Origin of the sequence: Streptomyces parvulus, assembly GCF_014648855.1 — a bacterium.
Lineage (GTDB): Bacteria > Actinomycetota > Actinomycetes > Streptomycetales > Streptomycetaceae > Streptomyces > Streptomyces parvulus.
On record NZ_BMRX01000006.1, the window covers coordinates 111741 to 137977 of the forward strand.

Here is a 26237-nt window from a genome sequence, read left to right on the forward strand (position 1 = left end):
ACCGCCATCGTACGCCCGTTTCGATAGTGCGGCTAACTAATGACCAATACATGATCTCCGGCCCGGGGCCCGTCGAGCACCGCCCCGCGTACGTGACAATGGAGGAATGTCCACGCTCACCACGCCCGCCCCCGCAGCCACCGCCCCGCCGCTGCGGGTCGGCCCGCACACCGTCGCGCCGCCCGTCGTGCTGGCCCCGATGGCCGGCATCACCAACGCGCCCTTCCGCACCCTGTGCAGGGAGTTCAGCGGCGGCAAGGGCCTGTTCGTGAGCGAGATGATCACGACCCGGGCGCTGGTCGAGCGCAATGAGAAGACCATGCAGCTGATCCACTTCGACGCGACCGAGACCCCGCGCTCGATCCAGCTGTACGGCGTGGACCCGGTGACCGTCGGCAAGGCCGTCCGCATGATCGCGGAGGAGGGCCTCGCCGACCACATCGACCTGAACTTCGGGTGCCCCGTGCCCAAGGTGACCCGCAAGGGCGGCGGCTCGGCCCTCCCGTACAAGCGCAACCTGCTGCGCGCCATCGTCCGCGAGGCCGTCACCGGCGCCGGCGACCTGCCCGTCACCATGAAGATGCGCAAGGGCATCGACGACGACCACCTCACCTTCCTCGACGCCGGCCGCATCGCCGTCGAGGAGGGCGTGAGCGCCATCGCCCTGCACGGCCGCACCACCGCCCAGCACTACGGCGGCACCGCCGACTGGGACGCCATCGCGCGCCTCAAGGAGCACGTCCCGGAGATCCCGGTGCTCGGCAACGGCGACATCTGGTGCGCCGAGGACGCGCTGCGGATGGTGCGCGAGACCGGCTGCGACGGCGTGGTCGTCGGCCGCGGCTGCCTGGGGCGGCCGTGGCTCTTCGCCGACCTGGTCGCCGCCTTCGAGGGCCGCACCGGCTCCTTCGCCCGGCCCGCCCTGCGCGAGGTGGCCGACGTCATGGTCCGGCACGCCACGCTGCTGGGGGAGTGGATCGGCGACGAGGCGCGCGGCGTCATCGACTTCCGCAAGCACGTCGCCTGGTACCTCAAGGGCTTCGCGGTCGGCTCCGAGATGCGCAAGCGGCTCGCGATCACCTCCTCCCTGGAGGCACTGCGTGCCGGGCTGGACGAGCTGGACCTCGACCAGCCCTGGCCGGCCGGCGCCGACGGCCCGCGCGGCCGCACCTCCGGCAACAACCGGGTGGTCCTGCCCGACGGCTGGCTGAAGGACCCGTACGACTGCGCGGGCGTCGGCGAGGACGCGGAGCTGGACACCTCCGGCGGCTGATCACTCCCCGGTCGGGTGCGGCGTGGAGCCGTACGCCGTCAGGAAGCGGTCGCGGAAGGAACTCATCCGCCACACCGGAGCGTCCTCGGCGGGCTTCAGCCCCTCGGTCCAGTTCCAGTCGTCGATCGCGTCGAGCACCTTCGGGTCCTTGGCGACCACCGACACCGGGACGTCCCGGCTCGCGCCGTCCCCGCTGACCCGCGCGAGCGGCTGGTGGTCGCCGAGGAAGACCAGGACCGTGTCGTCGGTGCCGTAGCGCTCCAGCCACTGGGTCAGGCTGGTCACCGAGTACGCGACCGACTTGCCGTACTCCTCCTTGGAGCGGGTGGAGTCCGCGATGATGTCGGACGCCTCCACCCCGGACGCCTCGATGCCGTCGTAGACCGACCCGTCGCCGACCTCGTCCCAGCCGACCATCCTCGGCAGGGGGGCCCACGGCTGGTGGCTGGAGGTGAGGATCACCTCCGCCATCAGCGGCCGGTCCCGCTTCCTGCCGTGCTCCAGGCGCTGGAACGCCTCCAGCGCGTACTGGTCCGGCATGGTGGACCAGCTGAACTTCGGCCCCCGGTAGCCCAGGTCGAAGGCGTCGTAGACCTTGTCGAGGCCGTGCCACTCCGCCTCCGGCCACGCCTTCTGCACGCCCGGCATCACCCCCACCGTGTCCCACTCCCCGGTCTCGCGGAACGCCTTGGTGAGGGTGAGGTGGTCGCCGGCGGTGACGGTGCGGTACCGCTGCTGGTTGTCCACCCACAGCCCCGACAGGAACGTGGAGTGGCCGAGCCAGCTGCTGCCGCCGTACGTCGCCGACGTCAGCCAGCCGCTCTTCGCCCGGAAGCCCTTCGCGGCCAGCGCCTTCGTGCCCGCGTCCAGGGTCCGGCCGACGCCCGGCGCCGTCACCGGGTCCTCGATGGCGCTGCGGCCGTAGCTCTCGATGAACGTGAAGACCATGTCCTTGCCGCGCAGGTCCGGCACCAGCTGCGCGCCGGGGGTCGCCCCGAACCGGTCCGCCTTCGCCTCCTTCGCGAACGCCGCCTCGTCGCGCAGCGTGTCCACCACCCGGTGCGCCTGCGCCTCCAGCGCGCCCGAGGCGCTCCGGGTGGCGACCGGCACGCCGAAGGTCTGCACGCCGAGCGCGACGCAGGTCATCCACACGGTGGCCGCCGTCAACGCGCCCCTGGCCGCCCGCTCACGGTGCGCGGCGAGCAGTTCGCCGAGCCGTACCGCAGCCAGGGCCATCACCACCAGCACCAGCACGACCAGCACCACGGCGCCCACGGCCGCCCAGGCCGCCGCCGCGCCGCCCATCGAGTCCGCCACGTACGCCTGGGCGTCGTCGAGCAGCCCCCAGTCCAGGACGACGTTGAAGCCCCGCCCCAGGTACTCGGTGAAGCCCATGTCGAGCAGGTTCAGCACGGTCAGCACGCCCAGGCCGAGGCCGAAGAGCGCCGCCGCCACCCGGCGTGCGGCGCGCGGCAGGCAGAGCAGCAGCACCGCCGCGATGACGGCCTCCGCCGGGATCCGCGCGAACCGGTTGGGCTCCAGGGCGACGAGGGTGTTGGGCAGCAGCAGCGCCCCGAGCACCAGCACGGCGGCGAGGACGGTCGTCGTGCGGCGCAGGACGAGGGCGGCGCGGGGGTGACGGGTGCGCCAGGTCCGCCAGGTCGCGCGGCGGGCCGGGCGGGGCGCGTCGGACGGGCCGGCGGTGCGGGCGGCGGGTTCGGCGGCCGGGGCGGCCTCGACGGCCTCCCCGGGGTCCTCGGGCTCGACCACGTCGGGCTCGTGGGGTTCGTCCGGTTCTCGCCCCTCGGGCGCCTCGTCCGGCGTGTCCTCCTCGTGCGGCTCATCGGCCGGGGTCGGTGGCTGACGAAAGCGCGTGAAGACGGGCACCCGGAGGTCCTTCCGTACGAATCCCGGTGAACGGCGGGCCCGGCGAGGGGGCCGGACCCGCCGCAGTGACGTACGGACGCGGCGAGCGGTCCGTTCACCCGTCCGCATGGTGAAAAACGGCGGGCTGTGGCAGCGTGATTCTCGCCACCTCTGATAAGGGGCGCGCTCAGATGAGCGGATCTTGGGCGACTCCACTTCTCCAAGGTGTGGCACTCAGTGCCACACCTTGATCGTTCATCGATCGAACTCAGACGTGGAGATTGCCGCTCATGTGAGCGAGATGCTGGACCCTGGCGGGTTCATTCGTTCAAGAAGTGAAAACACAAGCTCTCGGTCGCTTGCCAAGCCTTGACTTTCGATCCGCTGGCGGACGGGTGGTTACAGGCGCATGACGCACACGTGGACGTACCCAGGAGCCTTTGATCTGGGTACATTCCTCGCCGTCAGGGCAGCCACCGCGTCCTCGAGGAGTCGAGACCCGTGTCGGAAAACAAAGCACCTCAGGTAACGAACGCACCCAAGTTCGTTTACGACTTCACCGAGGGCAACAAGGACCTCAAGGACCTCCTCGGCGGCAAGGGCGCGAACCTCGCCGAGATGACCAACCTGGGTCTTCCGGTCCCTCCGGGCTTCACGATCACCACCGAGGCCTGCAAGACCTACCTCGACAGCGGCGACGAGCCGGCGGCACTGCGTGACGAGGTGAGTGCGCACCTCGACGCCCTCGAGACCAGGATGGGCAAGAAGCTCGGACAGACCGACGACCCCCTCCTCGTCTCGGTCCGCTCCGGAGCCAAGTTCTCCATGCCCGGCATGATGGACACGGTCCTCAACATCGGCCTCTCCGACAAGTCGGTGCAGGGCCTGGCCAAGCAGGCCGGCGACGACCGCTTCGCCTGGGACTCCTACCGCCGCCTGATCCAGATGTTCGGCAAGACCGTCCTCGGCGTCGACGGCGACCTCTTCGAGGAGGCGCTGGAGTCGGCGAAGGCGGCCAAGAAGGTCGCGGTCGACACCGAGCTGGAGGCCGCCGACCTCAAGAAGCTCGTCACCAAGTTCAAGAAGATCGTCAAGACCGAGGCCGGCCGGGACTTCCCGCAGGACCCGCGCGAGCAGATGGACCTCGCCATCAAGGCCGTCTTCGACTCCTGGAACGGCGAGCGCGCCAAGCTCTACCGCCGCCAGGAGCGCATCCCGCACGACCTCGGCACCGCGGTCAACGTCTGCTCCATGGTCTTCGGCAACCTCGGCCCGGACTCCGGCACCGGCGTCGCCTTCACCCGCGACCCCGCCTCCGGACACCAGGGCGTCTACGGCGACTACCTCCAGAACGCCCAGGGCGAGGACGTCGTCGCCGGCATCCGCAACACCGTCGCCCTCGCCGAGCTGGAGTCGATCGACAAGAAGTCGTACGACGAGCTGATGCGGATCATGGAGACGCTGGAGAACCACTACCTGGACCTCTGCGACATCGAGTTCACCATCGAGCGCGGCCGGCTCTGGATGCTCCAGACCCGCGTCGGCAAGCGCACGGCGGGCGCGGCCTTCCGCATCGCCACCCAGCTCGTCGACCAGGGCCTCATCGACGAGGCGGAGGCCCTGCAGCGCGTCAACGGCGCCCAGCTCGCGCAGCTGATGTTCCCCCGCTTCGACGACGAGGCCAAGGTCGAGAAGGTCGGCCGGGGCATCGCCGCCTCGCCGGGCGCGGCGGTCGGCAAGGCGGTCTTCGACTCCTACACCGCCGTCAAGTGGTCGCGGTCGGGCGAGAAGGTCATCCTGGTGCGCCGCGAGACCAACCCCGACGACCTGGACGGCATGATCGCCGCCGAGGGCATCCTGACCTCCCGCGGCGGTAAGACCTCCCACGCGGCCGTGGTCGCGCGCGGCATGGGCAAGACCTGTGTCTGCGGCGCCGAGGAGCTGGAGGTCGACACCAAGCGCCGCCGGATGACCGTGCCGGGCGGGCACGTCGTCGAGGAGGGCGACGTCATCTCCATCGACGGCTCCTCCGGCAAGGTCTACCTGGGCGAGGTCCCGGTCGTGCCCTCCCCGGTCGTCGAGTACTTCGAGGGCCGCATGCACGCGGGCGCCGAGGACGCCGACGAGCTGGTCGAGGCCGTGCACCGGATCATGGCCTTCGCCGACCGCAAGCGCCGGCTGCGGGTGCGGGCCAACGCCGACAACGCCGAGGACGCGCTGCGGGCCCGCCGCTTCGGCGCCCAGGGCATCGGCCTGTGCCGCACCGAGCACATGTTCCTCGGTGACCGGCGCGAGCTGGTGGAGCGGTTGATCCTGGCCGACACGGAGGCGGTGCGCGAGGAGTCCCTGAAGGAGCTGCTCCCGCTCCAGAAGCAGGACTTCGTCCAGCTCTTCGAGTCGATGGACGGCCTCCCGGTCACCGTCCGCCTGCTCGACCCGCCGCTGCACGAGTTCCTGCCCGACATCACCGAACTGTCGGTGCGCGTCGCCCTCGCGGAGTCCCGCCAGGAGCCGCACGAGAACGAACTGCGCCTCCTCCAGGCCGTGCACCGCCTGCACGAGCAGAACCCGATGCTGGGCCTGCGCGGTGTGCGCCTCGGCCTGGTCATCCCCGGCCTGTTCACCATGCAGGTCCGCGCCATCGCCGAGGCCGCGGCCGAGCGCAAGGCGGCCAAGGGCGACCCGCGCGCCGAGATCATGATCCCGCTGGTCGGCACCGTCCAGGAGCTGGAGATCGTCCGCGACGAGGCCGACCAGGTCATCGCCGAGGTCGAGGCGGCCACCGGCACGAAGCTCAAGCTGTCCATCGGCACGATGATCGAGCTGCCGCGCGCCGCGCTGACCGCCGGTCAGATCGCCGAGGCCGCCCAGTTCTTCTCGTTCGGCACCAACGACCTGACCCAGACCGTGTGGGGCTTCAGCCGCGACGACGTCGAGGCCAGCTTCTTCACGGCCTACCTGGAGAAGGGCATCTTCGGCGTCTCCCCGTTCGAGACCATCGACAAGGACGGCGTCGGCTCCCTGGTCGCCGCCGCCGCGAAGGCCGGCCGCGCCACCCGCCCCGACCTGAAGCTCGGCGTCTGCGGCGAGCACGGCGGCGACCCGGAGTCGGTCCACTTCTTCCACGAGGTGGGTCTGGACTACGTCTCCTGCTCCCCGTTCCGGATCCCGGTCGCCCGCCTGGAGGCAGGCCGCGCGGCGTCGCGCTCGAAGGGCAGCGACCACCGGTAGCCGACCCGGACGAAGACCCCGGAGCCGCCGTCTGTCACCCGACCACCCTCACCGATCGGCGGCGGCTCCGGCCCACGGGAGAAGGCGGCACCCTGTGCGGGGGTGCCGCCTCTCCGCGTTCACCCGGTGTTTGTGACGCGTTCCATGGTGTGAATCCCTGTGAGGTGAGCAGCAGCACGCTGTCAGCGAAGTTTGAGATCCCCGGCAGCGGACAGCGGCCCACACCGGAACGGTGGTTGGATGACCTCGACGGATCACAGGGAACCGGCCGGCACGACCGCCACGCGCGGCGGCGAGACCGCTTCCGGTGTGCCGGCACCCCGGGCCGCCGCCGGGGCGAGAGTGCCCGAGGCGGGTCCCCCCGTCCGCAGGGACCGGCTCGCGGCGCTGGACGGACTGCGGTTCCTGGCCGCCCTGGCCGTGGTCTTCTTCCACTTCGTCGGCCAGGCGCCGTCCACGATGCAGACCATCTGGGACCGCCCCGTGCAGGACGTGTTCCCGGTGGCGCACGGCTACTTCGCCTTCGGGCGGCTCGGCGTCGAGCTGTTCTTCCTGATCAGCGGCTTCGTCATCTGCATGAGCGCGTGGGGCCGCACCCCGCGTGACTTCTTCATCTCCCGCGTCACCCGGCTCTACCCGATGTACTGGGCGGCCGTCGCGATCACCGCGTGCGTGATCTTCTTCGCCGACAACCCCTTCGGGCACCCGTCGCCGCGCGTGCTGTTCGCGAACCTGACGATGCTCCAGACGCCGCTCGGGGTGGAGCACCTGGACTCGGTCTACTGGACGCTCTGGCCGGAGATGTGCTTCTACCTCACCTTCGCGGTCGTGGTGTGGAAGGGCCTGACCTACCAGCGCGTGGTGATCTACTGCGGGCTGTGGACGGTCGCCGCCGTGCTGGCCCCCAGCGCCGACATCCGGCTGCTGACCCTGCTGGTCAACCCGCCCTCCGCGCCGTACTTCATCGCCGGCATGGCCTTCTACCTGATGTACCGCTACCGGCCGACGCCGCTGCTCTGGGGCATCGTCGCCATGTCGTGGCTGGTGGCGCTGCACTACCTGCTGACGCCCGACGGGGGCCGCCTGAACTGGGACTCCTGGTCGCCGTGGCGCGGCTGGCTGGTCCTGGTCATCACGGTCTTCTTCCTGCTGATCGCCGCCGTCGCGCTCGGCTGGACCCGGTGGATCCGCTGGCGCGGGCTGACCGTCGCGGGCACGCTGACCTTCCCGCTGTACCTGCTGCACGACGCCATCGGCGTGAACCTCCTGCACCGCTTCGGAGACCGGGCCGACCCGTGGGTCGTGGTCGGCGCCACCGTCGTCGCCCTGGTCGCCCTGTCGTACGTCGTGCAGCGGTTCGTGGAGCGCCCGGTGGCCCGGGCCGCGCGGCGCTGGCTGAGCAGTGCCGCCTTCAGTCTCAAGACACCGGAGCCCCGCCGCTGACCGGCGGGGCCCGGCTCCGGTCCGCGGGTCAGGCGGCCCCGCCGCCGCGGCGCTTGCCGACGGCCAGCAGCAGGCCGCCGCCGGCCAGGACGACGATCGCGCCGCCCGCGGCGATGTACGGCGTGCTGTCGTCGCCGCCGGTCTCGGCCAGGTCCGTGCCCTGCTGTCCGGCGGCCTTGTCGCCGCCCGTGTCCTTCCCACTGCCGGTGTCTGCCGCGTCGTCGGCGGCCTCCTCGCCCGAGTCCTCGGCGGGCACGAAGTCGGCGGGCGGCTTGTCGCAGCCGACGCCGTCGTCGTCGCGGTCGAGGTGCGCGCCGTAGTGCGGGTCGCCCTTCTCGATGTTCGAGTACCCGGCCTCGTACGCCTCGGTGCAGTTCTTGAACGGGTGCGAGCCGTCGTGCGCCAGGGCGGCGGACGGCAGGGCGGCCAGGGCCAGCGCGGCGACCGCCACGGCGGCGGGCTTGCGGAGCAGCTTCATCGAGAGTCCCGGATTGGTGTGGATGAGCGGATATGAGGTGACGAAGCTATTGAGGTACCGGAGATGTGGTGGCGATATGAAGGACTCGTGACGCGAACGTGACGTGACCGGACGGTAGCTCTCCGCTCAGGGCGGTGGGGCGCGTACCGTGAGACGGGTCCGGACCAGGGAAGGAGCCGCGGATGACCGGCTGGAACACGGGTGACATCCCCGCTCTGGACGGGCGGGTCGCCGTCGTCACCGGCGCCAACGGCGGCCTCGGCTACGTGATCGCCCGGGAGCTGGCGCGCAAGGGGGCGCACGTGGTGCTCGCCTGCCGCAGCGAGGCGCGGGGGAGCGCGGCGGTGGAGCGCCTGGTCGAGGAGGTGCCCGGGGCGGCGGTGGAGCCGGGCCGGCTCGACCTCGGCGACCTGGCCGGCATCCGCGAGTTCGCGTACGGGCTGCCGTACGAGCGGCTGGACCTGCTCGTCAACAACGCCGGGGTGATGGCGCTGCCGCACGGCACGACGGCGGACGGCTTCGAGACCCAGTTCGGCGTCAACCACCTCGGGCACTTCGCGCTCACCGGGCTGCTGCTGCCCACCCTGCTCGCCACGCCCGGCGCCCGGGTCGTGACCGTCTCCAGCTTCCTGCACGCGCTGGGCAAGGTCGATCCGCGCGACCTCAACAGCGTCCGGCGGTACGGGCGCTGGACCGCCTACGGCCGCTCGAAATCGGCCAACCTGCTCTTCACCCACGAGCTGGCGCGCCGGCTCGCGGCCCGCGACGACGCCTGGGACGTGCGCGCGGTCGCCGCCCACCCCGGGTACGCGCGCACCGGCCTCATGACCGCCGGACCGCGCGCCGAGGGGCGCCGGCTGGCCACCGGGCTCATGGGGCTGGCCAGCCGGGTCGTCGCCCAGCCCGCCGAGGCGGGCGCGCTGCCCGTGCTGTACGCGGCGACCGCGCCCGGCGTCCCCTCGGACTCCTTCACCGGCCCGTCCTTCGCGATGTGGCGCGGGGCGCCCGCCCCGTCCCGGCGGGCGCCCTGGACCCTCGACGACGCGATGGGGGAGCGGCTGTGGGCCGCCTCCGAGCGGCTGACGGGGGTCACCTACGAGGCGCTGAGGACCTGAGCGCGGCGGCCCTCCGTCCGGCTCAGGCGCGGAACGGGCCGCGCACCTCGTAGGTGATCCCGCCGGACGAACTTCCGCTCGTGCCGCGCTGGCTGGAGAAGTAGAGCCGGGTGCCGTCGGGCGAGAACGCCGGGCCGGTGATCTCCGATCCCGACTGCCCGTCGATGCGCAGGAACGGGGCGATGACGTCGTTCGGCGTGATCACGCAGATCTCCATGTTGCCGCCGTCCTCCGCGACGAACAGGTCGCCCGAGGAGCTTCCGGTGACGTTGTCGACGCCGGTCAGCGGGGCCGTGCCCGAGGTCACGAGGGAGTCGTCGTAGGCGAGTTCGATGGTCCCGGCGGACGCGTTGTACTGCCAGACGCGGTTGTCGCCCTTGGTGGTGAACCAGCAGGTGTCGTCCGCGTAGTAGCAGCCCTCGCCGCCGTTGAACCGCTTGGCGCCGGAGACCTGGCCGCGGGTGGCGGTGGCACCGGAGGGGTCGGGGACGCGGGCCCAGGTCACCGGCCCGCTGGTGGCCGAGCCCGCGACCAGCACCTCCAGGGTGCCGGCGGAGAGGTCGCCCCAGGTGGTCGGGCGGAAGCGGTAGAAGCAGCCGTCGGTGACGTCCTCGGTCAGGTACACGACCCGGCGGACCGGGTCGGCGGCCGCGGCCTCGTGCTTGAAGCGGCCCATGGCGTCCCGGCGGACCGCCGCCTTCACGCCCCACGGGTCGGTCTCGTAGACGTAGCCGCGGTCCACCTCCTCGCAGGACAGCCAGGTGTTCCACGGGGTCCGGCCGCCCGCGCAGTTCTGCCGGGTGCCGGAGAGCACGCGGTACGCGGAGGTGACGGCCCCCGCGGACGAGAACCGCACCGCGCTCGCGCCGCCGGAGGGGTTGACCTCCGAGTTGGAGACGTAGATCCAGCCGGAGCCGTCCGCGTAGCAGGCGCCGCCGTCCGGAGCGCTGTGCCAGGTGTACGACGTGCCCGCGACCTTCTGGCCGGAGCGGGCGATCACCCGGCTCGTGAAGCCGGCCGGCAGGCGCAGGCCGTTGGCGTCGGGCGAGCCGAGCGCCCCGTAGGGTCCGCTGCCGGGTTGTGCGGGGGCGGCGTACGCGGCACCGCGCCACAGGGTTCCGCCGAGGACGGCCGAGCCGCCGACGACGGCCGTGCGCAGGAGGGTACGACGATCCACTGCTGCCTCCGGGTGTCATGGCCCTCCCGCCGCCGGGCGGCGGCGGGAGCGTGCGGTCACGGACCCTAGGGCGGCCTGATTGACGGGCCATGGACAACTCGTGACGTGCGGGCGGCACGTGGGCGCCTCAGGCGGTCTGCCCGCCGTCCACCACCAGATCAGTGCCCACCACCGACGAGGCGTCGTCGGAGGCCAGGTACAGCACCGCCGCGGCGACCTCGGCCACCGACGAGACGCGGCCGAGCGGCGTCTCGCCCCGCATGCGCTCGGCCCGCTCCGCCTCGCTCTCCCCGGGGAGCAGGGACATGGAGGTCGCCGTGGCGCCCGGGCTGACGGCGTTGATGCGGACGCCGTCGGCGATGTGGTCGATTGCGGCGCCCCGGGTCAGCACCGAGACGGCGGCCTTCGTGGCGGCGTAGGCGGTGGCGCCCGGAGTGCGCTTGTGCAGGCCGAAGGTGGAGGCGAGGTTCACGATCGCGCCGCCGTGCGGCTGGGTGCGCATCTGGCGGACCTCGGCCGCGAGGGCGAGGAAGACACCGGTGACGTTGGTGCCGAGCTGCTCGTGCCAGTCCGCCTCGGCGAGGTCGGCCACCGGGGTCCCGCCGCGGAAGACGCCCGCGTTGTTGACGGCCACGTCGAGCGAGCCGAAGTGCGCGACGGCCTCGTCCACGGCGGCCCGTACGTCGTCGGCGCGGGAGATGTCGGCGGTGAGGGCCAGCGCCTTGCCGCCCGCCTCCTCGATCAGGGCCGCGGTCTCGGCGAGCGGTTCGCGCCGGCGTCCGGCGACGACGACGTTCGCGCCCTCGGCGGCGAGGGCGAGGGCGACGGCCCGGCCGATGCCGGAGCCCGCGCCGGTGACGAGGGCGGTCCTGCCGGTGAAGCGCTGGGTGGTCATGAATCTCCCCTTTTTTCTTGACCGTTCGGTTCAGTATGAGGGCGTGGAGGAGCGCGGCGCGACGCTTCCCTTCGCGGTGAAGGGGGCGTCGCGGCTTCTCAGTCGAGCAGTGCGAGTGCCTGTTCCGCCGCGTCGCGGATCCTGGCGGGGTCCGCCGAGGCCTTCCCCACCACCCGCATGCCCTGCAGCAGCACCATGAGCATGCGGGCGAGGGCGCGCGGATCCCGGCCGGCGGGCAGTTCGCCCTGGGCGCCGGCCCGGGCCAGCGCCGTGTGCAGCACCGTCTCCAGCTGGTCCCAGTTGCGCTCGACCCGCCGGGCCGCGACCGGGTCGTGCGGGGCCAGCTCCGCGGCGGTGTTGGTCACGAAACAGCCGCGCAGGCGCAGTTCCCCGGCGGTCGTCTCGGCGGCGTAGCGCCGCACCAGGGCCCGGACGCCGGGCAGGGCGGCGCCCGGCGCGGACAGGTCCGCCAGCAGGTCCGGCAGCAGCCCCTCCTCGTAGCGCGCCAGCGCCTTCAGGTACAGCTCGCGCTTGTTGCCGAAGGTCGCGTAGATGCTGGCGCGTCCCACGCCGAGGCGCTCGACGAGGTCCGACATCGACGTGCCCTCGTAGCCGCGCTCCCAGAACAGCTCCAGGGCTGCCCACAGCGCGGCGTCCGGATCGAACTCCTTGGTCCTGGCCACGCGTCGCAGCCTAGGTCTTTCTGGAACGCCCAGTCAAGAAAGGTCTGTTCGGAGAGACCGGACCCGAGGGGATCAGGCCGCCTCGACCTCGTACACCGCCACCCGTACGCCGTCGTCGTCCAGGCACCGGCCGGTGGCCAGGTCGAAGCGCTGCTTGAGCAGCGGGGAGGCGACGAACGGTCGGCCCAGGTGGGTGCCGGTCAGGCCGCGGGAGAGGACCGCGGCACCGGTGAACGGGTCCCTGTTGTCGATGGCGTACAGCCCGCCCTCCCGGTCGCGGAAGAGGGCCACCTGGCCGCCGTCGGGCAGCAGGGCCGCCACGCCCCGGCCCGGGAGCAGGGCGTGGAGGCCGCAGGCGGTGAACCAGCCGTCCGTCAGCCGCAGCCGGACCTTCAGGCCGGTCGTCTCGGGTGCCAGGGTCATCGCCGGGTGCTTCCTTCCAGGAGGTCTTCTTCCGAGGGGCGCCGCACGCCGATGCTCAGCAGCGGCAGGTCGGGCTTCATCTGGTCGCGCTCGGGGACGAAGCCCACGACCGGGTCCGGGGTGTCCGGCGCGTTCACGAAGGACACGAACCGGGCCAGCTTCTCGGGGTCGTTGACGGTCTCGGCCCACTCGTCGCGGTAGTGGGACACGTGGGCCCGCATCAGGGACTCCAGTTCGTCGCAGATGCCGAGCGAGTCGTGCACGACGACGTCCCGTACGTGGTCCAGGCCGCCGGGGAGGCGCTCCAGCCAGGTGGAGGTGCGCTCCAGTTTGTCGGCGGTGCGGATGTAGAACATCAGGAACCGGTCGATCAGCCGGACCAGTTCGGCGTCGGACAGGTCCTGCGCCAGGAGGTCCGCGTGGCGCGGGGTGGCGCCGCCGTTGCCGCCGACGTAGAGGTTCCAGCCGTTGGAGGTGGCGATCACGCCGAAGTCCTTCGACTGGGCCTCGGCGCACTCGCGGGCGCACCCGGAGACCGCCGACTTCAGCTTGTGCGGGGAGCGCAGGCCCCGGTAGCGCAGCTCCAGGTCGATCGCCATCCGCACCGAGTCCTGGACGCCGTAGCGGCACCAGGTCTGCCCCACGCAGGACTTCACGGTGCGCAGCGACTTCCCGTACGCGTGCCCGGACTCGAAGCCGGCGTCCACCAGCCGCGCCCAGATCACCGGCAGCTGCTCGACGCGGGCGCCGAACATGTCGATGCGCTGGCCGCCGGTGATCTTCGTGTAGAGCCCGAAGTCGCGGGCGATCTCGCCGATGACGATCAGCTTCTCCGGGGCGATCTCGCCGCCCGGGATGCGCGGGACGACGGAGTACGAGCCGTTCTTCTGGAGGTTGGCCAGGAAGTGGTCGTTGGTGTCCTGGAGCGCGGCCTGCTCGCCCTCCAGGACGTAGCCGCTCGCCCCGATCGCCGGGGCCAGGGAGGCGATGATCGAGCCGACCGCCGGTTTGCAGACCTCGCAGCCGTCGCCGCCCCGCGCGCCCTCGCGGCCGTGCCCGTCGAGCAGCTCCCGGAAGGAGGTGACCCGCAGGGCGAGGACGATCTCGTACAGCTCCTCGCGGGTCTGCGCGAAGCAGCCGCACAGGCCCTTGTCGACCTCGACGCCGCTCGCCTCCAGCTGGGCGGTGACCAGTTGGCCGAGCACCTTGACGCAGGAGCCGCAGCCCGTACCCGCCTTGGTGCACTTCTTCACCTCGGGCACGGTCGTGCACGCGTGGTCGGTGACCGCGCCGCGGATGCTGCCCTTGGTGACGTTGTGGCAGGAGCAGATCACCGCGTCGTCGGGGAGCGCGGACGGACCCAGCTGGGCGGGGGCACCGGCACCGGCGGGCAGCACCAGCGACTCGGGGGAGACCGGCGGGACCGAGCCGGTGAAGGCGCGCAGGGTGCCGTACGCCTCGGCGTCGCCGACCAGGATGCCGCCGAGGAGCGTGCCGTCGCGGCCGACGACGAGCTTCTTGTACAGCCCCGCGCGGGAGTCGGAGTAGACGACGTCCAGGCAGTCCTCGGCGGTGCCGTGCGCGTCGCCGAAGGACGCCACGTCCACGCCGAGCAGCTTCAGCTTGGTGGACAGGTCGGCGCCCGTGAAGGAGGCCTCCTGGGCGGCGATCGTCGCGGCCGCCGTCTCGGCCTGCTCGTAGCCCGGCGCCACCAGCCCGTACACCCGCCCGTCGGCCGCCAGCGCGCACTCGCCGATCGCGAACACGCGCTCGTCGGTGACCGTGCGGCACCGCTCGTCGACGCTGATGCCGCCGCGCTCGCCGACGGTCAGTCCGCAGTCGCGGGCCAGTTGGTCGCGGGGACGGACACCGGCGCTGAACACCACCAGGTCGGTGGCGAGTTCGGAACCGTCGGACAGCCGCATCCCGGTGACGGCGCCGTCCGCGCCCGTCAGGATCTCCTGCGTGCCGACCCCCGTGTGCACGGACAGGCCCATGCCCTCGATCGTGCGCAGCAGAGCCGCGCCGCCGCCGTCGTCGACCTGGACCGGCATCAGGCGGGGCGCGAACTCCACGATGTGCGAGGTGAGTCCGAGTCCCTTGAGCGCGCCGGCCGCCTCCAGGCCGAGCAGTCCGCCGCCCACCACCGCACCGGTCGTCGCGGACTTCGCGTACTCCTCGATGGCGAGCAGGTCCTCGATCGTCCGGTAGACGAAGCAGCCCTCGGCGTCCTTGCCGGGCACCGGCGGCACGAACGGGTAGGAGCCCGTCGCCAGGACCAGGACGTCGTAGCCGACGACGAGCCCGGAGCGGGCGGTCACCGTGCGGGCGGCCCGGTCGACGTTCTTGGCCGGATCACCGACGCGCAGCTCGATGCCGTGCTCCTCGATGAAGGCGAGGTCGGTCACCGACAGGTCCTCGGGGGTCCTGCCCGAGAAGTACGAGGTGAGCTGGACGCGGTCGTAGGCGGGGCGCGGCTCCTCGCACAGCACGACCACGCGGTGCGTGCCGGTCAGCCCGCGCTCGGCGAGGGCTTCGAGGAAGCGCTGGCCGACCATGCCGTGGCCGACGAGCACGATCGTCGGGGGGTGCGCCGGGGTGGCGGTCATCAGGAGCCTCCGTCGTGGGTGAGCAGGTGGAGCAGGGGGCCGCCGTCGGAGGGGAGCGGCTCCGCTCCCTCCCAGGCGCGGGCGAGCGCGCCGACGGTGCCGAGTTCGCCGACCAGGACCCCGCCGACCAGCCGGTCGTCGCGGACGACGACCTTGCGGTAGGTGCCCCGGGTGGCGTCGGCGAGCTGCACGACGTCGTCGCCGGGGAGGGGGTCGGTCTCGCCGAACGCGGCCAGGTCGAAGGGGCTGTCCGGCCCGAGGGGGCCGCCGGTCCCCGCGAGGGTGAGCCGGGTCAGGGAGCGGGTGCCGGTGTAGCGGGCGGTGCCGCCGGCCAGCAGCTCGGCCAGGGCGCCGGCCTGCTCCAGCGCGGGCGCGGCCAGCCCGTAGACGCGTCCCGCGTGCTCCGCGCAGTCGCCGACGGCGCGGATGTGCGGGTCGCAGGTGCGCAGTTCGTCGTCGACGAGGACGCCCTCGCCGACGTCGAGGCCCGCCTCCCGCGCGAGGCCGGTGCGGGGCCGGACCCCGCAGGCGAGGACGACCAGGTCGGCGCCGAGGACGTACCCGTCGGCCAGCTCCACGGACCGCACCGCGCCGCCGGCGCAGCGCACGTCCCGCACCCGGCACTCGGTGTGCACCTCGACGCCGAGGCCCGCCAGGTGCCGCCGCACGAGCGCGGAGGCCGCCGGGTCGAGCTGGCGTTCCATGAGCCGCTGCGCCTGCTGGGCGAGGACGACCTGGGCGCCGCGCACGGCCAGCGCGCGGGCGGCGGAGACCCCGAGCAGCCCGCCCCCGACGACGACCGCCCGCACCCCCGCCCGGACCGCCTTCGACAGGCCCAGGCAGTCGTCCATCGTCCGGAACGCGTGCACGCCCTCGGGCAGCGCGCGGTCCGGGGTGAACAGGCCGCGCAGCGGCGGCAGCACGGCGTTGGAACCGGTGGCCAGGACCAGCGTGTCGTACGCGATCACCGACCCGTCGGCGCACCGCACGGTCCGCCCGGCCCGGTCGATGCCGGTGACCCGGCCGCGCAGCAGGTCCGCGGGCGCGGGCAGGGTGACCGTCTCGGGGCCGTACCGTCCGGCCAGGACCTCGGCGAGCAGCACCCGGTTGTACGGCCGGTGCTCCTCGTCGCCGACCAGCAGCGCGGGCGTACCCAGCTCACCGAGCCGCCGGGCGAGCGCAACGCCCGCGAGTCCGGCGCCGATCACCACCACACGCGTATTCGAGGTCATGGCACCGAGCGTGCGGTGCCGGTGTTACCCGGTGGCATCACGTCTGTTTCCCGGGGGGAACGCTGCCCTCAGCGGGTGCGGGGGGTGGGTGTGAGGGCGCGGACGGTACGGGCGGGGCCCACGGCGACCGGCCGGTAACCTCAGAAGACCCTCATCTTGATGGACGGCACATCCATCTCGTCCCTAGGGTCGCGATCATGCCCGACATATCGCTGACCACGCTCGTCCTGCTCTGCCTCGCCGCCCTCGCGGCCGGCTGGATCGACGCGGTGGTCGGCGGCGGCGGCCTCCTGCTCCTGCCGGCCCTGCTGCTCGGCCTGCCCGCCGGCACCCCCGCCGCGCACGCGCTGGGCACCAACAAGGCGGTCGCCATCGTCGGCACCACGGGCGCGGCGGTGACGTACGCCCGCAAGGCCCCGGTGGACGTCCGCACCGCCGTCCGGATCGGCCTGGCGGCGCTCGCGGGCTCGTCCGGCGGGGCCTTCTTCGCGGCCGGGATGAGCACCGAGGTGCTGAAGCCGGTCATCATGGTGGTGCTGCTCGCCGTCGCCGCCTTCGTGATCTTCCGCCCGGCCTTCGGTACGGCACCCGCGACCGGCCCGGCCACCCGCCGCCAGATCCTCGCCGCGATCGGCCTCGCGGGCGTCGGCATCGGCTTCTACGACGGCCTGGTCGGCCCCGGCACCGGCACGTTCCTGGTCCTGGCCCTCACCGCCCTGCTCCACCTGGACCTGGTCACCGCCTCGGCCACCGCCAAGATCGTCAACTGCTGCACCAACGCGGGCGCCCTCGCCACGTTCGCCTGGCAGGGGGCGGTCCTGTGGCAGCTGGCCGCGCTGATGGCTGTCTTCAACCTGGCGGGCGGCATGTTCGGCGCCCACACGGCGCTGAAGAAGGGCAGCGGCTTCGTGCGGGTCGTGCTGCTGACGGTGGTGTTCGCGCTGGTGGCGAATCTGGCGTACGAGCAGTGGGTGGCCTGAGGCCTGTCGTTTGGATCAGGCCGGCTGATCGGTGGGGGGAATAGCGTCAGCGGTCGGGTTGTCGGTCATGGGGACAAGCCTCTTCCGGGAGACGGGCCCGCTCAAGTACGTGGGTTGCCCCCGGGGGAAGCACGCGGGTCGGTGGACGAACGGGGTGACGGGGATGGGCACGGCACGGCGGCCGGGGGCGTACGTGTGCGGCGTCGACGCGGCGATGGACGTGGTCGGCGGGAAGTGGAAGGTGCTGATCCTCTGGGCGCTCGGCGAGCGCGTCCGCCGCTTCGGCGCCCTGCGCCGGGAGCTGCCCGGCGTCACGGAGAAGGTCCTCGCCGCCCAGCTGCGGGAGCTGGAGGCCGACGGCATCGTGCACCGCGAGGAGTACCCGGAGGTGCCGCCGCGGGTCGAGTACTCGCTCACCGCGCGGGGCGTCGCCCTCAACGAGGCGCTGGCGCCGCTCGGCAGGTGGGGCAGGGACCACGTCCTGGACGACGGCTCACCGGCCGCCGGTCAGGTGCGCGAAGACGACGACGTTCCCCTGGTAGCCGGTACTGCGTGAGTAGCCGCCGCCGCAGGTGATGACCCGCAGCTCGGGCCGGTGCGCGGCGCCGTACACCTTCGCGTCGGGGAAGTCGTCGGCGGCGTAGACCTCCACCGCGTCCACCGTGAAGAGCGCGACGCCCCCGTCCCGCCGGTCGACCTCGATGGCGGCGCCCTTCTTCAGGGCGCCGAGCCGGTAGAAGACGGCGGGACCCTCGGCGTTGTCGACGTGCCCGGCGACGATCGCGGTGCCGGTCTCGCCCGGGGTGGTGCCGGCCTCGTACCAGCCGGCGAGGTTCTTCTTCTCGGCGGGCGGCACGTCCAGGCTGCCCGAGGGCGTCAGCCCCAGCCCCGTCATGGGCGCGTCCACCTCGATCGCCGGGATGCGGATCCGGTCCGGCGGGGAGGGCGGCAGCGCCGGCGCGGCGGGCGGCTCCTGGGCGCCGTGCCCGGTGCCGGAGGCGGCCTGCGCGGCCGACGGCTGCGGCGGGGCCTCGCTCCCGGTGCCGCCGGCCAGCAGCCATGCCCCGGAGCAGAGCGCGACCGCGGTGACCGCGGCTATCGCGGTATTGCCGACCCTGCGCATGACATCCCCTCTCCAGACGGGCCCTCGGGGTGGCCCCGGCCCCCTCCGGGCCGCGAGGGGCGTCGGACCCGGAGGGGGCGGGGAAGTGCGGTACCGGCGGACGGGCAGCGGAGGGTGCCCGTCAGATCCCGTCGCCTCTCGCCCGGCGATGCAGGAGCCAGGTACCGCCCGCGGCGGCGACGGCGAGAGCCGCCACGCCGGCCGCGGTCTGCACGGGGTCGGGGCCAAGAGCGCCGCCGACCCCCGTCTTGACGCTTCCTCTGGGGTACACCTGCTCGTCGGCCGGGGTCAGCGTGACCACCAGGTCACCCGTCACCCGCCGCTCGTCGTCCCCGCAGGTCGCGACGATCTCGTAGGTGCCGGGCTGCGCGCTCGGCGGCACCTCGAAGTGGCCGGCCGCCTCCCCGTCGCCCGTCCCCGGCGCCAGCGGGAACGTGCCGGCGCCGACCGCGCCGGCGTCACCGGCCGCCGAACCGCCCTCGCCGCACGACGCCGTGGTCACCATGGCCCGCTCGCCCGGCACGACCGAGGTCGGGTACACCTCCAGCCCGCCGGTCGCCGCGGCCTCCCCGTCGTACGCGGTCGCCGGGCAGGCGAGGCCGACGGCCGCGACGGCGAGCGCGGTACCGGTCAGCAGGCGGGCGGTACGTCGCATCGGTGCTCCTTTGAGCTCTTCGGTGGCCCCTGCCCTACCGAGGAAAGTGCCAGCGGCGGCGCCCCGCTCCCCGAGCGTGCGGCCGGGATTGGGATGAACGGGTGTCACCGGCCCGCCGGTCGGCACCGCGCGTGACTCCGTTTCAGCAGGTCACGGGGGAGTGCCGGGCGAGCGGGGGAAAAGATCCGGAAGGGCGCGGGAGCCGCGTGTGAACGGGTGAGGGGTGCCGCCGAACGGGCCCGCCGACAGCGGTGCTTGACCTCAAGTTTGGTCGAGGTACCAGGCTGGCCCGTATGAACACGACGACCGCCCCGCTGCGGGTGACCCTCCTCGTCGGCAGCAACCGCCACGGCCGCTTCGGCCCCGTGGTCGCCGACTGGCTCCTGGGCCACCTCCGGGCCCACGACGACCTGGTGCCGGAGGTCGTCGACGTGGCCGCGGCCGACCTGCCCACCACGTTCGCCCCCACCCCGGAGGCGAAGGCCGCGCTGGCCGGCATCACTCCGAAGCTCGCGGGCGCCGACGCCTTCGTGGTCCTCACGCCCGAGTACAACCACTCCTTCCCGGCGGGCCTGAAGAACGTCGTCGACTGGCACTTCACCGAGTGGCGGGCCAAGCCGGTCGGCCTCGTCTCGTACGGCGGCCTGTCCGGCGGCCTGCGCGCCGCGGAGCACCTGCGCCAGGTCTTCGCCGAACTGCACGCCGTCACCGTCCGCGACACCGTCTCCTTCCACAACGCGGGCGCGTCCTTCGACGACGAGGGCAGGCTCCGGGACCCGGCGGGGCCGGACGCCGCCGCCAAGACGATGCTCGACCAGCTCGTGTGGTGGGGACGCGCCCTGCGCGAGGCGAAGGAGAAGCGGCCCTACGACGACATCTGAGAACGCGCGGCGCCGCCCCGGGTCCCGCGACGGAACCCGGGGCGGCCCACACCGTGTGCGCGCCGTGCTCAGCCCACGCCCACCGCGCTCCACGCCGCGCCGACCGCGGCGTACTCGGCGCTGTCGGTGCCGTACAGGTCACCGGCCGCGCGCAGGGTGGCGGTGCGGGCGCCCGCGTAGTCCGTGGACGAGGTCATGTACACCGTCAGCGCCCGGTACCAGACGTCCCCGAGCTTGTCCCGGCCGATCCCGGAGACGGAGGAGCCGTCGCAGGTGGGGGAGGAGTAGCGCACCCCGCCCACGGTCCGCGCGCCGCTGCCCTCGGCCAGCAGGTAGGCGAAGTGGTTGGCGACGCCGGAGGAGTAGTGGACGTCCAGGTCGCCCACCGCCGTGCTCCAGCAGTCGGCCGAACTGCCGTCCCTGCTGGGCTCGTCCATGTAGCGCAGGGCGTCCCGGCCGAACCCGCCCCGGACCACCTTCTCGCCGATCAGGTAGTCCCCGGGGTCGGTGGAGTTGCCCGCGTGCCACTCCACCAGGGTGCCGAAGATGTCGGAGGTCGCCTCGTTGAGGCCGCCGGACTCGCCCGAGTAGGCCAGCGCAGCCGTCGACGAGGTCACGCCGTGGGACATCTCGTGCCCGGCGACGTCCAGCGAGACCAGCGGCCCGAAGGTGCTCCCGTCACCGTCGCCGTACGTCATGCAGAAGCAGCTGTCGTCCCAGAAGGCGTTGTTGTACTCGTTGCCGTAGTGCACCCGGTTGTACGACCCCTTGCCGTCGCCCGCGATGCCGCTGCGCCCGTGCTCGTCCTCGTAGTAGTCCCACGTGGCGTCGGTGCCGTACTGCGCGTCCACGGCGGCCGAGGCGCGGTCGCCGCCGCTCCCCGTGCCCCAGTGGTTGTCGGCGTCGGTGAACGGCGTCGAGGGGGCCCGGACCAGGCAGATGCCGAGGAGGCACAGGTCGGTCCGGTTCTCCGCGTCACCGGTGTAGGTGGAGCCGCGCGTCGGGTCCTTGAGCTGGTACGACGACCCCGAGGACGTCGTCTCCAGCGGCACCCTGCCGCCGTACAGCGACTCGCCGTCGCCCGCGGCCGTCTCGACGGTGTCCCAGGCGTCGATGCGGGCGCCGGTGCCGGCGTCGGTCAGCACGGTGCGGGCGACCGGGTTGCCACCGGGGTCCAGCGCCGCCGCGTTCGTCCGCCAGGCCAGCTTCGGGGCCCCGTGCAGGGCGTCGACCACCAGCTCCGGTTTGGCGGTGAGCCTCTTCAGCAGCTCGCCCGGACGGACGGCCCGCAGCGCGTTCGCGGCCAGGTCGGCGGCCTCGGGGGCCGACAGCTTCGGGGTGACGGTCGGCAGGGAGACCTGGGCCCCGGTCGCGCGGTCCGCGCCGCGGAACGCGCCGTCGGGGGCGAGGTGGAGCACGAAGTCGCCGCCCAGGACGGGCAGTTCGCGGTAGGTGCGGTCGTAGCGGACGTGCTGGGTGCCGTCGGCGTCGACGACGACGTCGCGGACCTCGGTGTCCTGCGCCGCGGTCAGGCCGAGGGCGCCGGCCCGGTCGGCGAGGACGGCCGCCGCGTGCCCGACGGCGTCGTCGCGGGTGGGGGCGCCGGCCGCGTGGGAGGCGGGCGCGAGGAAGGTGCCGAGCAGGACGGCGGTGGCGGCGGCGATGCCGGCCGTGGCGGGGCGGGAACCTCGGACGTGCCGTATTCGGCTCATCGGACTCCTTGGGGAGGAGCGCTTCGGGGCGCGTGGGGGTGCGGGGCGTGGGGAGGCGGGGGTGTTGACTCAGATTTAATGGACCCCCGACATGTCATGTCCATAGCCCACCGGTGAAGATCATGAGGGGCATGGGGCGAGAGGATGACCTGTCGTGGACACCACGCGACTGCCGTTCTTCGTCTACGGCACCCTGCGCCCGGGCGGCGTGAATCACGGCCTCTTCCTGCGCGGCCGCACCCGCGCCGAGGAACCCGCACTCCTGCGCGGAGCGTTGCTCTACCCGGGGCCCGGCTACCCCTACGCCGTGGAGGCGCCCGGGGGCACCGTGCGCGGGGAGGTGGTCACCGCGCTGCCCGAGGAGTACGAGGCGCTGCTCGCCGAACTGGACCGGCTGGAGGAGTACGTGCCGGGCGACCCGCGCAACCTCTACGACCGCGTGGCCAGAACCGTCGTACGGGACGCCGACGGGACGACCCTGCGGGCCTGGGTGTACGTCGCCGCCCCCGCGGTCGCGGCCCGGCTGCGGTCCACCGGCAGACCGGTCGCGGACGGGAACTGGCCCGTGCGATGACGGCGGCGGCCCCCGCCGTCGCCTACCGCGCCACCTCCACCCGCACCGCGCACACCTTGAACTCGGGCATCCGCGACGTCGGGTCGAGCGCCGGGTTGGTCAGCGTGTTGGCGCGGCCCTCGCCCGGCCAGTGGAAGGGCATGAACACGGTGTCCGGACGGATGCCGGTCGTGATCCGGGCCGGCGCCACCGCCCGCCCCCGCCGGGACACCACCGCCAGCGGATCCCCCTCGGCCGCTCCGAGCCGCGCCGCCAGCCGGGGGTGCAGCTCCACGAACGGGCCGGGCGCGGCGGCGTTCAGCTCGGCCACCCGCCGGGTCTGCGCCCCGGACTGGTACTGCGCCAGGACCCGCCCCGTGGTCAGCAGCACCGGATACGCCTCGTCGGGCTCCTCGGCGCTCGGCCGGTGCGCGACGGCCGCGAACCGGGCCCGGCCGTCGCCGGTGGCGAAGCGGTCCAGGAACAGGCGCGGGGTGCCCGGATGCGGCGGCCCTTCCGACCCGGGCGCCGGGCACGGCCAGAACACGCCGTTCCCCTCCCCGAGGCGGCGGTAGTCGATCCCCGAGTAGTCCGCCGGACCGCCCGCGCTGGCCCGGCGCAGCTCCTCGAAGACCTCCTCCGGCTCGGTCGGGAACCCCTTCTCCACCCCCAGCCGGTCCGCCAGGCCGTGCAGCACCTCCAGGTCGCCGCGGACCCCGTCCGGCGGGGTGACCGCCCGCCGCCGCAGGAGCACCCGCCCCTCCAGGTTCGTCGTCGTCCCCGTCTCCTCCGCCCACTGCGTCACCGGCAGCACCACGTCCGCCAGCGCCGCCGTCTCGGAGAGCACGACGTCGCACACCGCCAGGAAGTCCAGCGACCGGATCCGCTCCTCGACGTGGGCCGCGCGGGGCGCCGACACCACGGGGTTGGAGCCCATCAGCAGCAGCGCCCGGACGTCCGTCCCCAGCGCGTCCAGCAGCTCGTACGCGCTGCGCCCAGGCCCCGGCAGCGAGTCCGGGTCCACGCCCCACACCCCGGCCACGTGGAGCCGTGCCGCCGGGTCCGTCAGCCTGCGGTAGCCCGGCAACTGGTCCGCCTTCTGGCCGTGTTCGCGCCCGCCCTGCCCGTTGCCCTGCCCGGTCAGGCAGCCGTACCCCGACAGCGGCCGCCCGGCCCGCCCCGTCGCCAGGCACAGGTTGATCCACGCGCCCACCGTGTCGGTGCCCTTGGCCTGCTGCTCCGGCCCCCGCGCGGTCAGCACCATCGCCGCCTCCGGCGCGCAGAACAGCCGCACCGCCTCCCGCAGTTCCGGGACCGACACCCCCGTGATCCGCTCCACGTACTCCGGCCAGTGCGCCATCGCCGCCGCCCGCGCCTCCTCCCAGCCGGCCGTGCGCTCCTCGACGTACCGCTCGTCCACCCGCCCCTCGGCGACGACCAGGTGCAGCATGCCCAGCGCCAGCGCCAGGTCGGTGCCGGGCCTGGGCGCCAGGTGCAGGTCGGCCTGCTCGGCGGTCCTCGTGCGGCGCGGGTCGACGACGATCAGGGTGCCGCCGTTCTCCCGCAGCTCGGTGAAGTACCGCAGGGACGGCGGCATCGTCTCGGCCGGGTTCGACCCCACGAGGATCACGCACCCGGTCCTCGGGATGTCCTCCAGCGGGAACGGCAGCCCGCGGTCGAGCCCGAACGCCTTCGTTCCCGCCGCCGCGGCCGACGACATGCAGAACCGGCCGTTGTAGTCGATCTGCGAGGTGCCCAGCACCACCCGCGCGAACTTGCCCAGCGCGTACGCCTTCTCGTTGGTCAGCCCGCCCCCGCCGAACACCCCCACCGCGTCCGCGCCGCGCTCCGCCCGCGTGCGGGCCAGGCCTCCGGCGATCCGGTCCAGCGCCTCGTCCCAGCCGGCCGGCACCAGCTCACCGCCGTCGGAACGCACCAGCGGCGAGGTCAGCCGCGCCCCCGACGCGAGCACCTGCGGCGCCGTACGCCCCTTGCCGCACAGCGCGCCCCGGTTCACCGGGAAGTCCGCGCGCTCGCCCACCTCGACCGTCCCGTCGGCGGCGGGCGTCAGATTCATCCCGCACTGCAGGGCGCAGTACGGGCAGTGTGTGGGCGTGACGGTGTTCTGCATGCCGTCCAGCCTGCGGCTTCCGTGTTACGCGGCCGGGCGGCCGGCTGTTACACCGCCGGGACGGCGACCTCCCCGCCGCCCCCGGGCCGCGGTGAGGGGGAGGCGGCCCGCGCCGGGGCCGGGAGGCTCATCCAGCGTCGGCCAGGGCCCGCGCCACCCCCGGCTCCTCGGGCCCGAGGAAGCGGGGGTCCGGTTCGAAGAACGCGTCCAGCGCCGCCTTGCCCGCCGCCAGCACCTCCCGGGCGCCCCCGTAGTACCAGGTCGCGTCGTGCCGCTCGTCCACCCCGACGCCGTACGACACCACCCCCGCCTCCTCGCACAGGGCGACCGCGCGCCGGATGTGGAAGCCCTGGCTGATCAGCACGGCCCGGTCCACGCCGAAGATCCTCTTCGCGCGGACGCAGGAGTCCCAGGTGTCGAAGCCCGCGTAGTCGCTGACGATGCGCCCGTCGGGCACCCCGTGCCGCACCAGGTACGCGCGCATCGCGTCCGGTTCGTCGTACTCCTCGCGGCTGTTGTCCCCGGTGACGAGCACCACCTCGATCCGCCCCTCGCGGTACAGCCCGGCCGCCGCGTCCAGCCGGTGCGCCAGGTACGGCGACGGCTCGCCCTCCCACAGCCCGGCGCCGAAGACGACGGCGACCCCGGTGCGGGGCACGTCGGCCGTCGCGCGCAGCCGGTCGCCGGTGACCAGGTGCATCCACGTCGCCGGCAGCAGCGCCAGCACGCACGCCGCCGCCACCGCCTGGATCAGCCGCCGCCGTCCCGTGCGGGTGCGCGGCAGGCGTGGTCTGCGAAGTCTCGGGCGGCGCATCGGACGGTCCCCTCCCCGGTCGGTTCCTGCCCTCTGGGACGTCCGGAGGGGCCGCCCGGTTCGCCGGCGGCTCACACCCGGTGGGCGGTGTCCTGTGAACCGACGGAAAATGGCCGTGACGCCCACGCAACGGGAAGGCAACGTCACCCGGCCACGATCGGCGCATGACGGTGATGACAGTGACGGGCAGCTCGAGCACGCGGACCACCGGCGGCCCACCCGCCCTGGTGGCCGTCGCCCACGGCAGCCGCGACCCGCGCGCCCTGAGCACCGTGACCGCCCTCCTGGACCGCGTCCGCGCGCTGCGCCCCGGTCTGCCGGTGCACCTCGGCCACATCGAGCTGAACGCGCCCCTGCTGTCCGACACCCTGGCCGCGCTCGGCGACGGCCCGGCGGTCCTGGTGCCGCTCCTGATCGGCAACGGACACCACGTCAAGCACGACATCCCCGGCACGGCCGCGGCGTCCCCGGCCCGCGCCCGCGTCGCCGCCCCGCTCGGCCCGCACCCCCTGCTCGTGGACGCCCTGCACGCCCGCCTGCTGGAGGCCGGCTGGCCCTCGCGCCCCCCGCGGGACGCCGCCGCCGTCCTCGCCTGCGCGGGCTCGCGCGACCCCGACTCCCGCACGGACACGACCCGCACGGCGTCCCTCCTCGCCGCCCGCCTGGGCGTCCCGGTCCTCCCCGCCTACGCCTCGGCGGCGTCCCCCACGGTCCCGGAGGCCGTCCGCACCCTGACGGCCCGCGGCCACCGCCGGGTGGCCGTCGCCGCCTGCTTCACGGCCCCGGGCCGCTTCGCGACCCAGACCGCGGCGGCGGCCCCGTGGATCGCGTCGGCCCCCCTGGGCACCCACCCGGCGATGGCCCGCCTGCTGCTCCACCGCTACGACGAGGCGGTGATTCCGATCACAGGCGGCGCCTCTACTCGCCGGGAAACCACCACCCCCTAGGGGCGCGGGGAACTGC

Annotated in this window: 22 protein-coding genes; 9 read left to right on the plus strand and 13 right to left on the minus strand. The window is 73.5% G+C overall.

Annotated features, from left to right (window positions below; genetic code table 11):
* Positions 1-106 precede the first annotated feature (106 nt).
* Positions 107-1273, plus strand: coding sequence for a tRNA dihydrouridine synthase DusB (gene dusB / locus IE108_RS12635; RefSeq protein WP_064727785.1), 1167 nt, complete (start codon positions 107-109; stop codon positions 1271-1273).
* Here dusB and IE108_RS12640 read toward each other — a convergent pair whose 3' ends face one another.
* Positions 1274-3160: an alkaline phosphatase family protein gene (locus IE108_RS12640; protein WP_373296964.1), complete on the minus strand. Its 1887-nt coding sequence runs from the start codon at positions 3158-3160 to the stop codon at positions 1274-1276.
* 480 nt (positions 3161-3640) lie between these two features.
* Between IE108_RS12640 and ppdK the strand changes: the two genes are divergently transcribed.
* Positions 3641-6370: a pyruvate, phosphate dikinase gene (gene ppdK / locus IE108_RS12645; RefSeq protein WP_064727784.1), complete on the plus strand. Its 2730-nt coding sequence runs from the start codon at positions 3641-3643 to the stop codon at positions 6368-6370.
* A gap of 240 nt (positions 6371-6610) precedes the next feature.
* A complete protein-coding gene (locus IE108_RS12650) occupies positions 6611-7813 on the plus strand; it encodes an acyltransferase family protein (RefSeq protein WP_064727783.1) in 1203 nt (400 codons plus the stop codon).
* 28 nt (positions 7814-7841) lie between these two features.
* Here the strand turns inward: IE108_RS12650 and IE108_RS12655 are convergent, their stop codons facing one another.
* Positions 7842-8291, minus strand: a complete 450-nt coding sequence (locus IE108_RS12655; protein WP_064727782.1) for an excalibur calcium-binding domain-containing protein — start codon at positions 8289-8291, stop codon at positions 7842-7844.
* 182 nt (positions 8292-8473) lie between these two features.
* Here IE108_RS12655 and IE108_RS12660 point away from each other — a divergent pair, with 182 nt between their 5' ends.
* A complete protein-coding gene (locus IE108_RS12660) occupies positions 8474-9406 on the plus strand; it encodes an oxidoreductase (protein ID WP_064727781.1) in 933 nt (310 codons plus the stop codon).
* 22 nt (positions 9407-9428) lie between these two features.
* Here IE108_RS12660 and IE108_RS12665 read toward each other — a convergent pair whose 3' ends face one another.
* The 6 genes from IE108_RS12665 to IE108_RS12690 all read right to left on the minus strand — a co-directional run bounded on the left by IE108_RS12665 (position 9429) and on the right by IE108_RS12690 (position 16425).
* Complete coding sequence (locus tag IE108_RS12665; protein ID WP_064727780.1) at positions 9429-10583, minus strand: alkaline phosphatase PhoX; 1155 nt, start codon at positions 10581-10583, stop codon at positions 9429-9431.
* Positions 10584-10710: 127 nt separating this feature from the next.
* Positions 10711-11478: an SDR family NAD(P)-dependent oxidoreductase gene (locus IE108_RS12670; RefSeq protein WP_064727779.1), complete on the minus strand. Its 768-nt coding sequence runs from the start codon at positions 11476-11478 to the stop codon at positions 10711-10713.
* A 98-nt stretch (positions 11479-11576) separates the two neighbouring features.
* A complete protein-coding gene (locus tag IE108_RS12675) occupies positions 11577-12161 on the minus strand; it encodes a TetR/AcrR family transcriptional regulator (RefSeq protein WP_064727778.1) in 585 nt (194 codons plus the stop codon).
* A gap of 72 nt (positions 12162-12233) precedes the next feature.
* A complete protein-coding gene (nirD, locus tag IE108_RS12680; protein ID WP_064727777.1) occupies positions 12234-12584 on the minus strand; it encodes a nitrite reductase small subunit NirD in 351 nt (116 codons plus the stop codon).
* Complete coding sequence (gene nirB / locus IE108_RS12685; RefSeq protein WP_064727776.1) at positions 12581-15193, minus strand: nitrite reductase large subunit NirB; 2613 nt, start codon at positions 15191-15193, stop codon at positions 12581-12583. The genes nirD and nirB overlap by 4 nt, the downstream gene beginning before the upstream one ends.
* Positions 15193-16425, minus strand: coding sequence for an NAD(P)/FAD-dependent oxidoreductase (locus IE108_RS12690; protein WP_064727775.1), 1233 nt, complete (start codon positions 16423-16425; stop codon positions 15193-15195). Before IE108_RS12690 ends, nirB begins: the two co-directional genes overlap by 1 nt.
* Positions 16426-16622: 197 nt before the next feature.
* Between IE108_RS12690 and IE108_RS12695 the strand changes: the two genes are divergently transcribed.
* On the plus strand, positions 16623-17405 hold the full coding sequence (locus IE108_RS12695) for a sulfite exporter TauE/SafE family protein (protein WP_064727774.1): 783 nt from the start codon (positions 16623-16625) through the stop codon (positions 17403-17405).
* Positions 17406-17568: 163 nt separating this feature from the next.
* On the plus strand, positions 17569-17961 hold the full coding sequence (locus IE108_RS12700) for a winged helix-turn-helix transcriptional regulator (protein ID WP_064727773.1): 393 nt from the start codon (positions 17569-17571) through the stop codon (positions 17959-17961).
* On the opposite strand, the gene IE108_RS12705 is transcribed toward IE108_RS12700, so the two are convergent.
* Together IE108_RS12705 and IE108_RS12710 are read right to left on the minus strand one after the other, a co-directional pair.
* Complete coding sequence (locus tag IE108_RS12705; RefSeq protein ID WP_064727772.1) at positions 17899-18528, minus strand: class F sortase; 630 nt, start codon at positions 18526-18528, stop codon at positions 17899-17901. The two genes, IE108_RS12700 and IE108_RS12705, sit on opposite strands and share 63 nt — an antisense overlap.
* Before the next feature lie 121 nt (positions 18529-18649).
* Positions 18650-19183: a GVDTG sorting domain-containing protein gene (locus IE108_RS12710; RefSeq protein ID WP_064727771.1), complete on the minus strand. Its 534-nt coding sequence runs from the start codon at positions 19181-19183 to the stop codon at positions 18650-18652.
* A 293-nt stretch (positions 19184-19476) separates the two neighbouring features.
* Here IE108_RS12710 and IE108_RS12715 point away from each other — a divergent pair, with 293 nt between their 5' ends.
* Positions 19477-20064, plus strand: coding sequence for an NADPH-dependent FMN reductase (locus IE108_RS12715; protein WP_064727770.1), 588 nt, complete (start codon positions 19477-19479; stop codon positions 20062-20064).
* Positions 20065-20132: 68 nt separating this feature from the next.
* Here IE108_RS12715 and IE108_RS12720 read toward each other — a convergent pair whose 3' ends face one another.
* Complete coding sequence (locus tag IE108_RS12720; RefSeq protein ID WP_064727769.1) at positions 20133-21776, minus strand: M4 family metallopeptidase; 1644 nt, start codon at positions 21774-21776, stop codon at positions 20133-20135.
* A gap of 154 nt (positions 21777-21930) precedes the next feature.
* On the opposite strand from IE108_RS12720, the gene IE108_RS12725 reads away from it, so the two are divergent.
* Positions 21931-22350, plus strand: coding sequence for a gamma-glutamylcyclotransferase family protein (locus IE108_RS12725; protein WP_064727768.1), 420 nt, complete (start codon positions 21931-21933; stop codon positions 22348-22350).
* Positions 22351-22372: 22 nt separating this feature from the next.
* Here the strand turns inward: IE108_RS12725 and IE108_RS12730 are convergent, their stop codons facing one another.
* Positions 22373-24460 (minus strand): molybdopterin oxidoreductase family protein, encoded by a 2088-nt coding sequence (locus IE108_RS12730; protein WP_064727767.1) that lies wholly within the window; start codon positions 24458-24460, stop codon positions 22373-22375.
* 127 nt (positions 24461-24587) lie between these two features.
* Entirely contained in the window at positions 24588-25274 is a 687-nt protein-coding gene (locus IE108_RS12735) for a SanA/YdcF family protein (protein WP_064727766.1), read from the minus strand.
* A gap of 164 nt (positions 25275-25438) precedes the next feature.
* On the opposite strand from IE108_RS12735, the gene IE108_RS12740 reads away from it, so the two are divergent.
* A complete protein-coding gene (locus tag IE108_RS12740) occupies positions 25439-26221 on the plus strand; it encodes a sirohydrochlorin chelatase (RefSeq protein ID WP_064727765.1) in 783 nt (260 codons plus the stop codon).
* Positions 26222-26237: the final 16 nt, after the last annotated feature.

Bases quoted from the DNA above. Each gene is read 5' to 3' on its own strand.
- IE108_RS12690 (WP_064727775.1), bottom strand. From the start codon at position 16,425: ATGACCTCGAATACGCGTGTGGTGGTGATCGGCGCCGGACTCGCGGGC.
- IE108_RS12720 (WP_064727769.1), bottom strand. From the start codon at position 21,776: ATGAGCCGAATACGGCACGTCCGAGGTTCCCGCCCCGCCACGGCCGGC.
- IE108_RS12705 (WP_064727772.1), bottom strand. From the start codon at position 18,528: ATGCGCAGGGTCGGCAATACCGCGATAGCCGCGGTCACCGCGGTCGCG.
- nirB (WP_064727776.1), bottom strand. From the start codon at position 15,193: ATGACCGCCACCCCGGCGCACCCCCCGACGATCGTGCTCGTCGGCCAC.
- dusB (WP_064727785.1), top strand. From the start codon at position 107: ATGTCCACGCTCACCACGCCCGCCCCCGCAGCCACCGCCCCGCCGCTG.
- nirD (WP_064727777.1), bottom strand. From the start codon at position 12,584: ATGACCCTGGCACCCGAGACGACCGGCCTGAAGGTCCGGCTGCGGCTG.
- IE108_RS12730 (WP_064727767.1), bottom strand. From the start codon at position 24,460: ATGCAGAACACCGTCACGCCCACACACTGCCCGTACTGCGCCCTGCAG.
- IE108_RS12670 (WP_064727779.1), bottom strand. From the start codon at position 11,478: ATGACCACCCAGCGCTTCACCGGCAGGACCGCCCTCGTCACCGGCGCG.
- IE108_RS12655 (WP_064727782.1), bottom strand. From the start codon at position 8,291: ATGAAGCTGCTCCGCAAGCCCGCCGCCGTGGCGGTCGCCGCGCTGGCC.
- IE108_RS12700 (WP_064727773.1), top strand. From the start codon at position 17,569: ATGGGCACGGCACGGCGGCCGGGGGCGTACGTGTGCGGCGTCGACGCG.
- IE108_RS12715 (WP_064727770.1), top strand. From the start codon at position 19,477: ATGAACACGACGACCGCCCCGCTGCGGGTGACCCTCCTCGTCGGCAGC.
- IE108_RS12660 (WP_064727781.1), top strand. From the start codon at position 8,474: ATGACCGGCTGGAACACGGGTGACATCCCCGCTCTGGACGGGCGGGTC.
- IE108_RS12740 (WP_064727765.1), top strand. From the start codon at position 25,439: ATGACGGTGATGACAGTGACGGGCAGCTCGAGCACGCGGACCACCGGC.
- IE108_RS12650 (WP_064727783.1), top strand. From the start codon at position 6,611: ATGACCTCGACGGATCACAGGGAACCGGCCGGCACGACCGCCACGCGC.
- IE108_RS12695 (WP_064727774.1), top strand. From the start codon at position 16,623: ATGCCCGACATATCGCTGACCACGCTCGTCCTGCTCTGCCTCGCCGCC.
- IE108_RS12710 (WP_064727771.1), bottom strand. From the start codon at position 19,183: ATGCGACGTACCGCCCGCCTGCTGACCGGTACCGCGCTCGCCGTCGCG.
- IE108_RS12735 (WP_064727766.1), bottom strand. From the start codon at position 25,274: ATGCGCCGCCCGAGACTTCGCAGACCACGCCTGCCGCGCACCCGCACG.